Annotated in this window: 14 protein-coding genes; 9 read left to right on the top strand and 5 right to left on the bottom strand. The window is 59.5% G+C overall.

From position 1 onward, the window contains the following. The first annotated feature begins 91 nt into the window (after positions 1-91). A complete protein-coding gene (locus tag ICY20_RS20450) occupies positions 92-850 on the top strand; it encodes an SDR family NAD(P)-dependent oxidoreductase (protein WP_159955736.1) in 759 nt (252 codons plus the stop codon). On the opposite strand, the gene ICY20_RS20445 is transcribed toward ICY20_RS20450, so the two are convergent. Continuing rightward, entirely contained in the window at positions 749-1,261 is a 513-nt protein-coding gene (locus ICY20_RS20445; RefSeq protein ID WP_159955734.1) for a multidrug/biocide efflux PACE transporter, read from the bottom strand. The two genes, ICY20_RS20450 and ICY20_RS20445, sit on opposite strands and share 102 nt — an antisense overlap. An 88-nt stretch (positions 1,262-1,349) precedes the next feature. Here ICY20_RS20445 and ICY20_RS20440 point away from each other — a divergent pair, with 88 nt between their 5' ends. Then, a complete protein-coding gene (locus ICY20_RS20440) occupies positions 1,350-2,204 on the top strand; it encodes a LysR family transcriptional regulator (RefSeq protein WP_194938453.1) in 855 nt (284 codons plus the stop codon). Between the two features lie 77 nt (positions 2,205-2,281). On the opposite strand, the gene ICY20_RS20435 is transcribed toward ICY20_RS20440, so the two are convergent. Continuing rightward, a complete protein-coding gene (locus ICY20_RS20435) occupies positions 2,282-2,761 on the bottom strand; it encodes an SRPBCC family protein (protein ID WP_194938452.1) in 480 nt (159 codons plus the stop codon). A 127-nt stretch (positions 2,762-2,888) separates the two neighbouring features. Between ICY20_RS20435 and ICY20_RS20430 the strand changes: the two genes are divergently transcribed. Next, positions 2,889-3,389, top strand: coding sequence for a GNAT family N-acetyltransferase (locus ICY20_RS20430; protein ID WP_159955728.1), 501 nt, complete (start codon positions 2,889-2,891; stop codon positions 3,387-3,389). 60 nt (positions 3,390-3,449) lie between these two features. Here the strand turns inward: ICY20_RS20430 and ICY20_RS20425 are convergent, their stop codons facing one another. Next, positions 3,450-3,932 carry a GyrI-like domain-containing protein gene (locus ICY20_RS20425; protein WP_159955726.1) on the bottom strand — a complete coding sequence of 161 codons (483 nt, stop codon included), beginning with the start codon at positions 3,930-3,932 and terminating at the stop codon, positions 3,450-3,452. Positions 3,933-4,127: 195 nt separating this feature from the next. On the opposite strand from ICY20_RS20425, the gene alaC reads away from it, so the two are divergent. Then, positions 4,128-5,339: an alanine transaminase gene (alaC, locus tag ICY20_RS20420; RefSeq protein WP_122488942.1), complete on the top strand. Its 1,212-nt coding sequence runs from the start codon at positions 4,128-4,130 to the stop codon at positions 5,337-5,339. 160 nt (positions 5,340-5,499) lie between these two features. On the opposite strand, the gene ICY20_RS20415 is transcribed toward alaC, so the two are convergent. Together ICY20_RS20415 and ICY20_RS20410 are read right to left on the bottom strand one after the other, a co-directional pair. Continuing rightward, positions 5,500-6,852 (bottom strand): GntP family permease, encoded by a 1,353-nt coding sequence (locus tag ICY20_RS20415; RefSeq protein WP_017738791.1) that lies wholly within the window; start codon positions 6,850-6,852, stop codon positions 5,500-5,502. A gap of 84 nt (positions 6,853-6,936) precedes the next feature. Further along, positions 6,937-7,470, bottom strand: coding sequence for a gluconokinase (locus ICY20_RS20410; protein ID WP_159955724.1), 534 nt, complete (start codon positions 7,468-7,470; stop codon positions 6,937-6,939). A 214-nt stretch (positions 7,471-7,684) separates the two neighbouring features. On the opposite strand from ICY20_RS20410, the gene gntR reads away from it, so the two are divergent. From gntR to ICY20_RS20385, 5 genes are all read left to right on the top strand, one after another. Then, the gene (gntR, locus tag ICY20_RS20405; RefSeq protein ID WP_194938488.1) at positions 7,685-8,716 is read left to right on the top strand and encodes an HTH-type transcriptional regulator GntR; all 1,032 of its coding nucleotides are present in this window, start codon (positions 7,685-7,687) and stop codon (positions 8,714-8,716) included. Between the two features lie 200 nt (positions 8,717-8,916). Then, positions 8,917-9,549: a glutathione S-transferase family protein gene (locus tag ICY20_RS20400; protein WP_194938451.1), complete on the top strand. Its 633-nt coding sequence runs from the start codon at positions 8,917-8,919 to the stop codon at positions 9,547-9,549. 16 nt (positions 9,550-9,565) lie between these two features. Then, complete coding sequence (locus ICY20_RS20395) at positions 9,566-10,303, top strand: NAD-dependent epimerase/dehydratase family protein (protein ID WP_194938450.1); 738 nt, start codon at positions 9,566-9,568, stop codon at positions 10,301-10,303. 149 nt (positions 10,304-10,452) lie between these two features. After that, the gene (locus ICY20_RS20390; RefSeq protein ID WP_159955716.1) at positions 10,453-10,893 is read left to right on the top strand and encodes a hypothetical protein; all 441 of its coding nucleotides are present in this window, start codon (positions 10,453-10,455) and stop codon (positions 10,891-10,893) included. 156 nt (positions 10,894-11,049) lie between these two features. Next, a complete protein-coding gene (locus ICY20_RS20385) occupies positions 11,050-12,465 on the top strand; it encodes an MFS transporter (RefSeq protein WP_194938449.1) in 1,416 nt (471 codons plus the stop codon). Positions 12,466-12,596: the final 131 nt, after the last annotated feature.

The raw sequence follows: 12,596 nt of genomic DNA, 5'->3' as shown, positions 1-12,596 counted from the left end.
ATCCGGCCAGTGATTCCGGTATAGCGCTGTTTATCATGTTATGGGCGAATAAATACACTCAGTCCTATCGATCACCAGAGAGGACTGCACCATGACCCGTAAAATCGCACTGATTACCGGCGCCAGCCGTGGCCTGGGCAAAAGCGCCGCGCTGCACTTGGCGGCGCAAGGCGTCGATATCATTGGCACCTACCACAGCGCAGCGGCTGAGGCCCAAGGAGTGGTCGAGCAAATCGAAGCCTTGGGTGGCCGAGCCGTCATGCTGCAACTGGATGTGAGCCAGAGCGCGACCTTAAGTACATTCGTTGGCGAAGTCAGCAGCGTGCTCAAGGATGTTTTCGCACAGGATCACTTCAATTTTCTGATCAATAACGCCGGCATCGGCGCCCATGCCAGTTTTGCCGACACCACTGAAGAGCAGTTCGACCAACTGCTGGCTATCCAATTCAAAGGCCCGTTTTTCCTGACCCAGAAACTCTTGCCGCTGATCAGCGACGGTGGCCGCATCCTCAATATCTCCAGCGGCCTGGCGCGGTTCAGCCTGCCGGGGTATGCGGCGTATGCGTCAATGAAAGGCGCGATGGAAGTGCTCACCCGTTATCAGGCCAAGGAATTGGGTGCACGTGGTATCAGCGTCAATATCCTCGCGCCGGGCGCAATCGAAACCGACTTCGGCGGCGGCGCCGTTCGCGACAATGCGGCCCTCAACAGCATGGTCGCCAACAACACCGCCCTGGGCCGCGCCGGCTTACCGGACGATATCGGTGGCGCAATCGCCAGCCTGCTGGCCGACGGCAGCCACTGGGTCACCGGGCAGCGCATCGAGGCGTCGGGCGGTATGTTTCTGTAAAAACCGCTCGCGCAGCACGTCATAGCCCCAGTGATAGACATAGGTGTACGGCAGGAAAAACAGCAGTACGCCGATGTCGAGCATAAACGCCTGGATCAGGCTGATATTCAACCAGGCCGCAATCAACGGCACCGCGACGATAATCAGCCCGCCTTCAAACAGCAGCGCATGCAACACCCGCGTCCACGCGCCACCAGCCAGTTGCAGGCGCACTTTCAAACGGTCGAACAGACTGTTGAAAATGATGTTCCAGGTCAGCGCCAGCAGGCTCAGACCTAAGGTGACAGCCCCCATTTCCAAGGCCGGCCGGCCGGTAATCCACACCAACAGCGGGGTGCAGATCAACAGGGCCAGGCCCTCAAAGCCAAGGGCTTGGCAAACACGCTCAGTCATCGATTTGGTGGGGGTCATGGCCCGGCTCCGTGAGTGAAGATAGTTGCCATCATTACCTTTGGAACCGATACTTCATAACCAATAACCATCGACCATGGCGATACTTATGGCTTCCAATGAGGTGCTGCAGGCGTTTGTCCAGGCCGCGACCCAGGGCTCGTTTTCAGCGGCCGCACGTAAGCTGGGCAAGAGCCAGTCCACCGTCAGTGCGGCCGTGGCGAGCCTGGAGATTGACCTGGATGTGGTGCTGTTTGACCGCAGCAGCCGCAAGCCGACCCTGACGCCGGCCGGGCACGTGCTGCTGCAACGCGCCGAGCAGGTGCTCGAAGCCAACAGCCGCCTGGAGTTGGCGGCAAGCCAACTGGCCGAGGGGCTGGAGCCGAAGCTCACGATCGCGATGTCTGATACCTACCAATCCGACCACTTCGAAATCGCGCTAAAACGCTTTGAACAGCGCTACCCCGACCTTGAGCTGGAATGCCTGATCGCTGAATGCGAAGACCTGATCGCCCTCGTGCAAAGTGGCCGGGCACACATCGCGTTTATCGAAAAACAGGAGGTTTACCCGCCTGACCTTACCGGCGCACCGATGGCGCAAAGCACGGAGATTGCGCTGTTTGTCTCACCGGGGCACCCGCTGGCCACCCTGCAAAACATCTCGGCCGACACCCTGCAACAACACCGCGAGCTGCGCCTTGCGAGCATCATCAACCCCACGGAAACCCGCGCCAGCGGCCGTGTATGGTCGGCCCCCAGTTACCTGATGCTGATGGAAATGGCCCAGCTGGGTTTTGGCTGGACGCCCCTGCCACGCTGGTTGGTGGAACGCTTTGCGCGCGGCCAACTGGTGGAACTCAAGGCGCGCAGTTGGCCGCGTTTTGTGGCAGTGGATGCGTTGTGGTCGCGCCAGCTCCCGCCGGGGCCGGCGGGGAGTTGGCTGTTGGGCAAGATGCTCGAATGATGCCCCTCACTTGCAGGCAATAAAGATCGAAGTGTGGGAGCAAGCCCCCTCCCACATTTAGAGCTTCTCCAGCCTGTTTAATCTCGCATGCTTTCGGTGACCAACGTCACCAGACGGTCCAGGCTCTGTCCCCAGCCGTCGTGAAAGCCCATGGCCTCATGGGCTTTTTTGTCTTCGGCATTCCAATGCATGGCACGGGCGGTGTAGAGCGTCTTGTTGCCCTCTACTTCCTGCAAGGTCACTTCAGCCGTCATAAACGGCTTGCCGGACGGAATCCAGCCCGGTGTAAACGCATCGGTAAACACCAGTCGCCGGGGCGCGACGATCTCCAGGAACACGCCTTGGGTCGGGTATTCGCTGCCATCCGGGGCACGCATCAAGGTACGAAACAGCCCACCCACCCACAGGTTCATTTCGCACTCGGGGGTGGTCATGCCGTGGGGCCCCCACCACTGTTGCAGCAGGGCAGGCTCGGTCCAGGCGCGAAACACCCGGCTGCGGGGCGCATCGATTACGCGGCTGATGGACAGTTCAAATTCGGCAGGTTGAGCAGTCATGGGATAAACCTCCTGAGTCTTGGGGTTGTTGTGGTCAGGGATTCAGTGTTCGAACGGTATTCACTATAGATCAGCGCCAAACCCGCTAGAATCGCCGCCTCTCTGTAGTATTTGGGATGCAGCCCCGATGGAAACCCGCCTCGTCCCCTATGAGACGCTGAGCCTTGTGCAAAAACAGCAGCTCGACACCCTGCAAGTGCACCCTGAGCAATTGGCCTATTCCGGCGATATCTACTGCGCGCTGAACAGCCTGCTGGTCAACCCCAACCCTGACAGCGTCAAAGGCTTCGCGCTGCTCGCCGATGACCTCCCCGTCGCCTTCCTGCTGCTCAAACGCCCACCTTGCCTACCCCACTGGGCCGATGAACACAGCGCCACGCTGCATGCGTTGCAGGTGGACCGCGGGCAACAAGGCCGGGGGTTTGGCAAGGCGTGTTTGCACGCGCTGCCCGACGCGGCGTTGCGGGCCTGGCCGCAGATCAAGGGGATCGAGTTGTCGGTGGACGCGGACAATGCCGTGGCGATGGGGTTGTACCTGTCCGCTGGTTGGGTGGACAACGGGGAGGCGTACAAGGGGCGGATTGGGCATGAGCGCAGGTTGAGCTGGGTGTTTAATCAACAACGCTGATGTCACGTAAACATGACTTTCAGAAGTGCATGTCCTGTTTACGTGACATTGGCTGCCGTTTCAGCCTCTTTCGCCCACCGGTAGCCAGATTTCCACCGTCCCGGTGCCCTTGTGCACATCAAAATCGGCGCTGTAGCGCTCGAAGTCCGCGCCCATGACTTTGTAGCCCGAGTGCGGCAACCACTCGAACATAATGCGTTCGTACGTTTGCTCAAGTGCTTGCACCGGCCCGTAATGCGGGAATACCGCATAGTTGAGCGGTGGAATTTCGATGACTTCAAAGTTGCCCGGCACGTCGCTTTTGCTCGGTACTTCAACCCCGGCCATGTAATCAAATTCACCATGCTTGGGGTTATGGCACACACCGTAGGTCACGCCGCCGACGCGCTTCTTGATGTCTTTGATGCAGGTGTCGAACAGCTCCCACAACTTGGGGATATCCCCCACGGTGGCCTTCGAATAACGCCCTTGCACACCCGCAATCACCAGTGCTTTGCCTGCTTCCATGCGTGGCTCTAACGGTAGTTTTGTCTGCTGATCCATACGAACAGTCTCCTTCTTATGAGGGAACAAACCCGTATCGAGTATAGGGGCATATCCGCGCTGCACTCCAAGCAGAAAATTTTCCTACGCATCTGGACAACTGGCCATCATCGACCGTATTGTCTGCCCCGCAGGCCACCGCAGTGGCCGACGTCGCTCGGACGGTTCCGGGCGCTTACGTACTTCGAGGCAACAATGGCAGACCAAGGTTCGCCGCGCCGCTTTGCGCGCATAGATCGACTCCCCCCTTATGTGTTCAACATCACTGCCGAGCTGAAGATGGCTGCGCGTCGGCGCGGCGAAGACATCATCGACTTGAGCATGGGCAACCCTGACGGCCCCACGCCGCCGCACATTGTTGAAAAACTCGTGCAAGTGGCCCAGCGCGAAGACACCCACGGCTACTCCACCTCCAAAGGCATTCCGCGTCTGCGCCGGGCGATTTCGCGTTGGTACAAAGACCGTTATGAAGTGGACATCGACCCCGAGTCGGAAGCCATCGTGACCATCGGGTCCAAGGAAGGCCTGGCGCATTTGATGCTGGCCACCCTGGACCAGGGCGACACTGTTTTGGTGCCCAACCCGAGCTATCCGATTCATATCTACGGTGCCGTGATTGCCGGCGCCCAGGTACGTTCGGTGCCGCTGATTCCTGGCGTCGATTTTTTTGCCGAGCTGGAGCGCGCGATTCGCGGTTCGATCCCCAAGCCAAAGATGATGATTTTGGGCTTCCCGTCCAACCCCACCGCGCAGTGCGTGGAGCTGGATTTCTTCGAACGCGTGATCGCCCTGGCCAAACAGTACGACGTGCTGGTGATCCACGACCTGGCCTACGCCGACATCGTCTACGACGGCTGGAAAGCCCCCTCGATCATGCAAGTGCCCGGCGCCAAGGACATTGCGGTGGAGTTTTTCACCCTGTCCAAGAGCTACAACATGGCCGGCTGGCGCATCGGCTTCATGGTGGGCAACCCCGAACTGGTCAACGCCCTGGCGCGCATCAAGAGCTACCACGACTACGGCACGTTCACGCCGCTGCAAGTGGCCGCCATTGCGGCATTGGAAGGCGACCAACAGTGCGTGAAAGACATTGCCGAGCAGTACCGCCAGCGTCGCAACGTGCTGGTCAAAGGCTTGCATGAGCTGGGTTGGATGGTGGAAAACCCGAAGGCGTCGATGTACGTCTGGGCCAAGATTCCCGAGCAGTACGCCGCCATGGGTTCGCTGGAGTTTGCCAAGAAGCTGCTGCTGGAAGCCAAGGTGTGTGTGTCGCCGGGCATTGGCTTTGGTGAGTATGGCGATGATCATGTGCGCTTCGCGCTGATCGAGAACCAGGACCGGATTCGGCAGGCAGTGCGAGGGATTCGGGGGATGTTCAGGGCGGATGGATTGGTCACAAAGGCCTAACACCGATCCACCTGAATAAATGTGGTCAAAAATGTGGGAGGGGGCTTGCTCCCGATAGCGGTGGGTCAGTCACCAGATGCAGTGACTGACACTCTGCAATCGGGAGCAAGCCCCCTCCCACATTTGATTGGGTTACCACATTTGGATTGTGGTGTACCTGTTAGACCACCAACGACAGCAACATGATGAAGATCAACGCCACCACCGACAGGATGGTCTCCATCGCCGTCCACGTCTTGAACGTCTCAGCCACGGTCATATTGAAGTACTGCTTCACCAGCCAGAACCCCGCATCGTTGACGTGAGACAAGATCAACGAGCCCGCCCCCGTCGCCAACACCAGCAGCTCACGGTTAACCCCCGGAATCATCCCCACCACCGGCACCACGATGCCCGCGCCGGTAATGGTTGCCACAGTGGCCGAACCCGTCGCTACACGAATCACTGCCGCCACCAGCCACGCCAGCAGAATCGGGTTGATCTGCGCGTTCACCGCCATATGGCCGATCACGTCACCCACGCCGCTGGTGACCAGCATCTGCTTGAAGCCACCACCGGCACCGATGATCAGGATGATCGCGGCAGTCGGCGCAAGGCTGGCGTCGAGCAGCTTGAGGATCTGCTTGGAGTGAATGCCCTGGCGATGACCAAAGGTGTACAGCGACAGCAGCAACGCCAGCAACAGGGCGGAGATCGGGTGACCGATCATGTCCATCCAGTTGCGCACGATGTGGCCGTCTGGCAAACCGATGTCAGCGAAGGTTTTGAGCAGCATCAGGAACACCGGCAACAGCACGGTGATCAGGGTAATGCTGAAGCTCGGCAGGTTTTTGTGTTCCGACTCGCGGGCCAGTTGGTCCACCAGTTCCTGGGACGGGTTGCCCGGGATGTACTTGGCGATGAACGTACCGAAGATAGGGCCGGCAATGATGGCGGTCGGCAGTGCGACGATCAGGCCGTACAGAATGGTCTTGCCGATATCCGCACCAAACACGCCGATGGCCAGCAGCGGGCCCGGGTGCGGTGGCACCAGGCCGTGCACCGCCGACAGGCCGGCGAGCAACGGGATGCCGATCTTGATCAGTGACACACCGGTACGGCGCGCCACGATAAACACCAGCGGGATCAGCAATACAAAACCGATCTCGAAGAACAGCGGGATGCCCACCAGGAACGCAGCGAACATCATCGCCCACTGCACCTTCTCTTTGCCGAAGGCGCGGATCAGGGTCTGGGCGATCTGATCGGCACCGCCGGATTCGGCCATCATCTTGCCGAGCATCGTGCCCAGCGCGAGGATGATGCCGACAAAGCCGAGCACGCCGCCGAAGCCGTCCTGGAACGCCTTGATGATCTTGTCCACGGGCATGCCCGAGGTCAGGCCGAGAAAGCCGGCCGCGATGATCAGTGCAATGAACGGGTGCACCTTGAACTTGGTGATCAGAACGATCAACCCGATGATAGTGACCACTGCATCAAGCAGCAGGTAAGACTCGTGGGACATGCCAAACATGGGGGGTCTCTCCTGTTTGTTGTTGTTATTAAAGCGGGTGTTGAATTTCCTGCCGCAGATAGCGCTATCTTTTCTGGCAAAAAATTACTTGGAAGGTTCGAAGCCGTGTTGCAGCCACCAGGCATGGGTCTGCTCGGCCAATTGCTCGATGCTGTCGACGCTGGCGTTGAGGGCCAGGGTCAGCGGCTCGCCCACGGGCGATTCAAGGGTGGCGAACTGGCTGTCTATCAGGCTTGCCGGCATGAAATGGCCGGGGCGATGGGACACGCGGTCAGAGGCGACTTCACGGGTCAGCTCCAAAAATACGAAACCCAGGCCCGGCGCGGCTTCGCGCAGGTGGTCGCGGTATTTCTTCTTGAGGGCTGAACAGGTGAGCACCGGGTGTTCCCCGGCCTTGAGCGAGCGGCGCAGTTCATCGCAGAGGATGTCGAGCCAGCCGGCGCGGTCGTCGTCGTTGAGGGGGTGGCCGGCGCTCATCTTTTCGATGTTCGCGGCGGGGTGGAAGCTGTCGCCTTCAATGGCGGTGGCGCCGTTCAGGCGGCACACGGCTTCGCTGACGCTGGTCTTGCCACAGCCAGCAACACCCATGATGACCAGGGCAGTAACAGGTTGACTCATGAAACACCTCAGGACGCAGATAGCGCTACCTTTGCACGCTGTAAGGCTAGTGCAAAAACAGGCTTTTCCCGCGCCGTCTTGTCTTTTTTTATGGAGTGACGCGTGCATCCGCTCCAAGCGTTTGAACCCGGATCAGGCAACCCGAAATTCAAGAATTTGCAGCCTTTTGGAGACAGCGCTACCTTAGTGCCTCGATTTTTGTTTGGCAAGCCGCCTGATGACCTCCAAGAACGATAAAAAATTACGCACCACGGGTCGCCCGACCCTCAACGAAGTCGCCCGCCTGGCTGGCGTCAGCCCGATTACCGCCTCCCGCGCCCTGCGCGGCATCAGCACCGTGGCCACCGAACTGGTGGAAAAAGTGCAAAAGGCCGCCAGCGAACTCAACTACGTGGTCAACCCCGCCGCCCGCGCCCTGGCCTCGGCCCAGAGCCATTCGGTGGTGGTGATCGTGCCGTCGCTGTCCAACCTGCTGTTTATCGAAACCCTCGAAGCCATCCACCAGGTGCTGCGGCCTAAAGGCTTCGAAGTGCTGATCGGCAACTCCCACTATTCGCGTGACGAAGAAGAAAACCTGCTGCGCAACTACATGGCCTACCAGCCACGGGGTTTGCTGCTGACCGGCTTCGACCGCACCGAAAGCGCCCGACGAATGGTCGAGGCCAGCAATGTGCCGTGCGTGTACATGATGGACCTCGACCCCAATGCCGGGGTGAACTGCGTAGGGTTTTCGCAATTGGCAGCGGGGGAAACGGCAGCTGCGCATTTGCTGTCGCGTGGGCACAAGCGCCTGGCTTATATAGGTGCACAACTGGATCAGCGCACGTTGTTGCGTGGCGAAGGCTTCCGCCGGGCGCTGCAACAGGCCGGCCTGTACGACCCGGCACTGGAAGTTTTGACGCCGCGCCCGTCCTCTGTTGGGCTGGGTGGCGAACTGTTTCTGCAGTTGTTGGCCGCTCATCCCGATGTGGATGCGATCTTCTTCGGCAACGATGACTTGGCCCAGGGCGCTTTGCTGGAAGCCATGCGCCATGGCATCAAGGTGCCGGAACGTGTGGCGGTGCTGGGCTTCAACGACCTGCCCTCTTCGTCCTTCATGGTGCCGCGCTTGAGCAGCATCAGTACGCCACGTGAGGCGATTGGGCGGCGTTCAGCGGAGCATTTGTTGACGATCATGGCGGGTAACAAGGTGGCAAAGCCGGTGGTGGATATGGGGTTTGAACTCCAGATTCGCGAAAGCACCTGACCCTCTAAAGCCGAGCACGGTCAAAAATGTGGGAGGGGGCTTGCCCCCGATAGCGGTGTAACAGTCACCAACCCTATTGACTGACCCACCGCAATCGGGGGCAAGCCCCCTCCCACATTTTTTACTGTGCCCACTTGGAAACATCGCCGTAACTTCCTGCCCCTGCTAGATTGGCTGCTCTCGACTGCCAGGGAAGCACCATGGGACATTCACTGAAAATCTTGGGCCGCACGTCCTCCATCAACGTACGAAAAGTACTGTGGACCTGCCAGGAGCTGGGCATCGACTATCACCGCGAAGACTGGGGCATCGGCTACACCCCCACCCAATCCCCCGAGTTCCTGGCGCTGAACCCCAATGCCCAAGTGCCCGTATTAATCGATGACCACGGCGTGTTGTGGGAGTCCAATACCATCTGCCGTTACCTGGTCGGGCTCTATGAGCGCCACGACCTGCTCCCCGCCGAACCCGCGCCGCGGGCCCGCGTCGAACAATGGATGGACTGGCAAGCCACCGAGCTCAACCCATCCTGGGGCTACGCGTTCCACGCACTGGTACGTCAAAACCCCGACTACCAAGACCCGCAGCGCATCCAGGCCGGTGTACAAGCCTGGAACGACAAGATGGGCCTGCTCGAACAACAGCTGATCAAAACCGGCGCCTACGTAGCCGGCAATGAATTCACCCTGGCCGATATCCTCGTCGGCCTGTCGGTGCACCGCTGGCGCAACGCGCCGCTACCGCACCCGCCCTACCCCGCTGTCGAGGCGTACTACCAGCGCCTCAGCCACCGCCCCGGCTTCCAGGCCTTTGCCCTCGATGGCCATAACTAATCACAAGGACGACACCGTGAAAGGACTCAAGGTACTGCTAACCGGCGCCTGCGGCAGAATCGGCAAGACGTTTTTCGAAACCTCGAACGACCGCTACCGCTTCACCCTCACCGACCGCATCGCGCCGGATTTCGCCCTCGGCGAACACCGTTTCGTACAGGCCGACCTCAGCGACAAATCCAGCCTGGCCGCCCTGCTCGATGGCATCGACGTGATCGTGCACCTGTCGGGCATCCCTCACGCCAGCGCGTCGTTCGACGAACTGCTGCCCAACAATATCCTCGCCACCACCTACCTGTTCGAAGCTGCCGTGGCCGCCGGGGTCAAACGCGTGGTGTTTGCCAGCAGCGCGCAAACCATCGAAGGCTACCCGGTAGACCGCCAGATCACGCCCGGCATGCAGGTGATGCCCGCCAACCTGTATGGCGTGAGCAAATGCTACGGCGAGGCGCTGTGTGGCTACTACGCCGCCAAAACGCCGCTGTCGACCATTGCCCTGCGCATCGGCGCCTTCGAATTCCCCGAAACCCACGACCTCAACAACGCCCGCGACCTCAGCGCCTGGCTCAGCCCCCGCGATGCGGTGCACTTGCTGCAACGCTCAGTGGAAGCCGAGGGCGTGAAACACCTGATCGCCCACGGTATTTCCAATAACCGCTTCAAGCGCCTGGACTTGAGCGAAACTACGCGGGTGCTGGGTTACCACCCCCAGGATGATGCGTTCCGGACCTTTGAGATTCCTATTACTGACTAAGTTGGTTACCCGGCTGGACGCGGGATTAGCCGCCTATCGAATATCACCGGTCAACTGTCAACCTTGACAGTAGACGCTGCCCTTGGCCGCCGTTTAACTGAGCGCGAAAAGATCTGGAAGTGCCTTTAGCCCACTCAGAGATATCCGTTATGACTAATGATCGATCAAAGGCCTTGAAGTCATTGCCCGTCCATGGCTCGGTAGCAGCACAGATCAGCCATCCGACTGGAGAGTTCAAATCAGCTGACATCCAACTCCACGACTTCCCAGAGGCTGTTTTTATAGACGCCAGGATCAGTACAGAACATCGCATGGTCAGCTTTGAGTTTGCTAAAGGCACGCCACCCGGCAACTATGATCTTGCCGATAACAAGGGCAAAGTTAAGGTCTCTTACTACCTCGCTCAAGGCTCGACGCCATGGACTTACCAGCCCAGCACGGGGACGCTGAGCCTCACTGAGTTCAATGTGGAGGATCAGCAAGTCACGGCGACTTTCTCCTTCACGTCTGAAGACGTCCCACCGAAGGAAGACCCGCTGCACGTGACTCAAGGCGAGTTGAAGATTGGTGGGCCTGGACGCCACGCGTAACGTCTCTCATGTGGCCCCCTACGCCATAATTCATTGAATCGTAGGGGCTTTACGCAATAAATCAGCAAAAATACAGCCCGCTGCCTGCAACTTCACAAACACCGATTTCCGTTAGCCAGCTAAGATTCCAGGTCACTGCCCCCGGAATCTCCCACCATGTCCACTCTCACCGCCTCTGCCACCGACGGCATCGACCCGATACGTGCCGCCCATATCAGCGCGCGCATTGATCGCCTGCCTGCCGTCGCCACCGTCTGGCGCCTGGTGGCTTTGCTGTCCATCGGCGGTTTTTTCGAGCTGTATGACCTGTTCCAGACCGCCTACATCAGCCCCGGCCTGATCAGCGATGGCATCTTCCATCTCGGCAAGGAGGGCGTCTTCGGCTTCTCCGACCAGGCTGCATTTGCCTCGGCGACGTTTCTGGGTCTGTTCCTCGGTGCCAGCCTACTTAGCCCCATCGCCGACCGTTTCGGGCGGCGAGCGATCTTCACCTTTGCGCTGATCTGGTACACCGTCGCTACGGTGCTAATGGGCATCCAGACCTCCGCCATAGGCATCATCTGCATGCGCTTTTTGGTGGGCATTGGCCTGGGGATTGAACTGGTGACCATCGACGCCTACCTCTCGGAACTGGTGCCCAAGCGCATGCGCAGCTCGGCATTCGCCTTTGCGTTTTTTATCCAGTTTCTGTCGGTGCCGGCGGTGGCGCTGATGTCGTGGTGGCTGGTGCCCCAAGCGCCGTTCGGCGTATCCGGTTGGCGTTGGGTGGTGTTGAGCAGTGCGGTATTTGCGCTGTTTATCTGGCAACTGCGCAAGCGCCTGCCGGAGTCACCGCGCTGGCTCGCACAGAAAGGTCGCTTCAACGAAGCCGGAGCGATCATGGATAACCTTGAGGCGCGCTGCCAGAAGGACCACGGCAAACCCTTGGATGAGCCGGAACCAGAAGCCGTCAGCGTGCAAGGCAGTGGGCGCTTTGCCGATATCTGGCAACCGCCATACCGCCGCCGCGCCTTGATGCTGATCGTGTTCCATGTGTTCCAGGCCATCGGCTTCTTCGGCTTCGGCAATTGGCTGCCGGCGTTGCTGTCGGGCCAGGGTGTCAGCGTGACCCACAGTTTGCTCTACGCCTTCATCATCACCCTTGCCTACCCACTGGGGCCGTTGTTGTTTGTGAAGGTAGCCAACCGCTTTGAAAACAAATGGCAGATCGTCGGCTCAGCCCTGGGCGCGATGGTCTTCGGCAGCCTGTTCGCCCTGCAAACCACGGCGGTGGGGTTGGTGATTTGCGGGGTGATGATCACTTTCTGCAATGCCTGGCTGAGCTTCAGTTATCACTCGTACCAGAGCGAACTGTTCCCCACCAATATTCGTGCGCGGGCAGTGGGGTTCTGCTATTCGTTCAGCCGCTTGTCGACGGTGTTCAGCAGCCTGCTGATCGGCTTTATCCTCGAACACTTGGGCACGCCGGGCGTGCTGGCGTTTATCGCCAGCAGCATGTTGATCGTAATGATCACCATCAGTTGGTTCGGGCCGCGTACGCGTAACCTGGCGCTGGATAATATCGCCCACTGACGGCAACGGATGGCCGCCGGCGGGACAAGTCTTGCCGCGGCGGTCACTCCCCCCTAACAAAACTGGGCACTTGCTGCCCGGCACGCTATTTGCTCCACCTGTGGCACATGCATTTTTCCACAGGTGACCGA

It is taken from the genome of Pseudomonas pisciculturae (genome assembly GCF_015461805.1).
In the GTDB taxonomy this organism is placed as follows: Bacteria; Pseudomonadota; Gammaproteobacteria; order Pseudomonadales; family Pseudomonadaceae; genus Aquipseudomonas; species Aquipseudomonas pisciculturae.
The sequence above is the reverse complement of the archived record's forward strand: the minus strand, read 5'-3'. Positions and strand labels throughout refer to the sequence as shown.

Excerpts from the sequence above, each read along its gene's own strand:
- ICY20_RS20450 (WP_159955736.1), top strand. The coding sequence starts at position 92 with ATGACCCGTAAAATCGCACTGATTACCGGCGCCAGCCGTGGCCTGGGC.
- ICY20_RS20445 (WP_159955734.1), bottom strand. The coding sequence starts at position 1,261 with ATGACCCCCACCAAATCGATGACTGAGCGTGTTTGCCAAGCCCTTGGC.
- ICY20_RS20440 (WP_194938453.1), top strand. The coding sequence starts at position 1,350 with ATGGCTTCCAATGAGGTGCTGCAGGCGTTTGTCCAGGCCGCGACCCAG.
- ICY20_RS20435 (WP_194938452.1), bottom strand. The coding sequence starts at position 2,761 with ATGACTGCTCAACCTGCCGAATTTGAACTGTCCATCAGCCGCGTAATC.
- ICY20_RS20430 (WP_159955728.1), top strand. The coding sequence starts at position 2,889 with ATGGAAACCCGCCTCGTCCCCTATGAGACGCTGAGCCTTGTGCAAAAA.
- ICY20_RS20425 (WP_159955726.1), bottom strand. The coding sequence starts at position 3,932 with ATGGATCAGCAGACAAAACTACCGTTAGAGCCACGCATGGAAGCAGGC.
- alaC (WP_122488942.1), top strand. The coding sequence starts at position 4,128 with ATGGCAGACCAAGGTTCGCCGCGCCGCTTTGCGCGCATAGATCGACTC.
- ICY20_RS20415 (WP_017738791.1), bottom strand. The coding sequence starts at position 6,852 with ATGTTTGGCATGTCCCACGAGTCTTACCTGCTGCTTGATGCAGTGGTC.
- ICY20_RS20410 (WP_159955724.1), bottom strand. The coding sequence starts at position 7,470 with ATGAGTCAACCTGTTACTGCCCTGGTCATCATGGGTGTTGCTGGCTGT.
- ICY20_RS20400 (WP_194938451.1), top strand. The coding sequence starts at position 8,917 with ATGGGACATTCACTGAAAATCTTGGGCCGCACGTCCTCCATCAACGTA.
- ICY20_RS20390 (WP_159955716.1), top strand. The coding sequence starts at position 10,453 with ATGACTAATGATCGATCAAAGGCCTTGAAGTCATTGCCCGTCCATGGC.
- ICY20_RS20385 (WP_194938449.1), top strand. The coding sequence starts at position 11,050 with ATGTCCACTCTCACCGCCTCTGCCACCGACGGCATCGACCCGATACGT.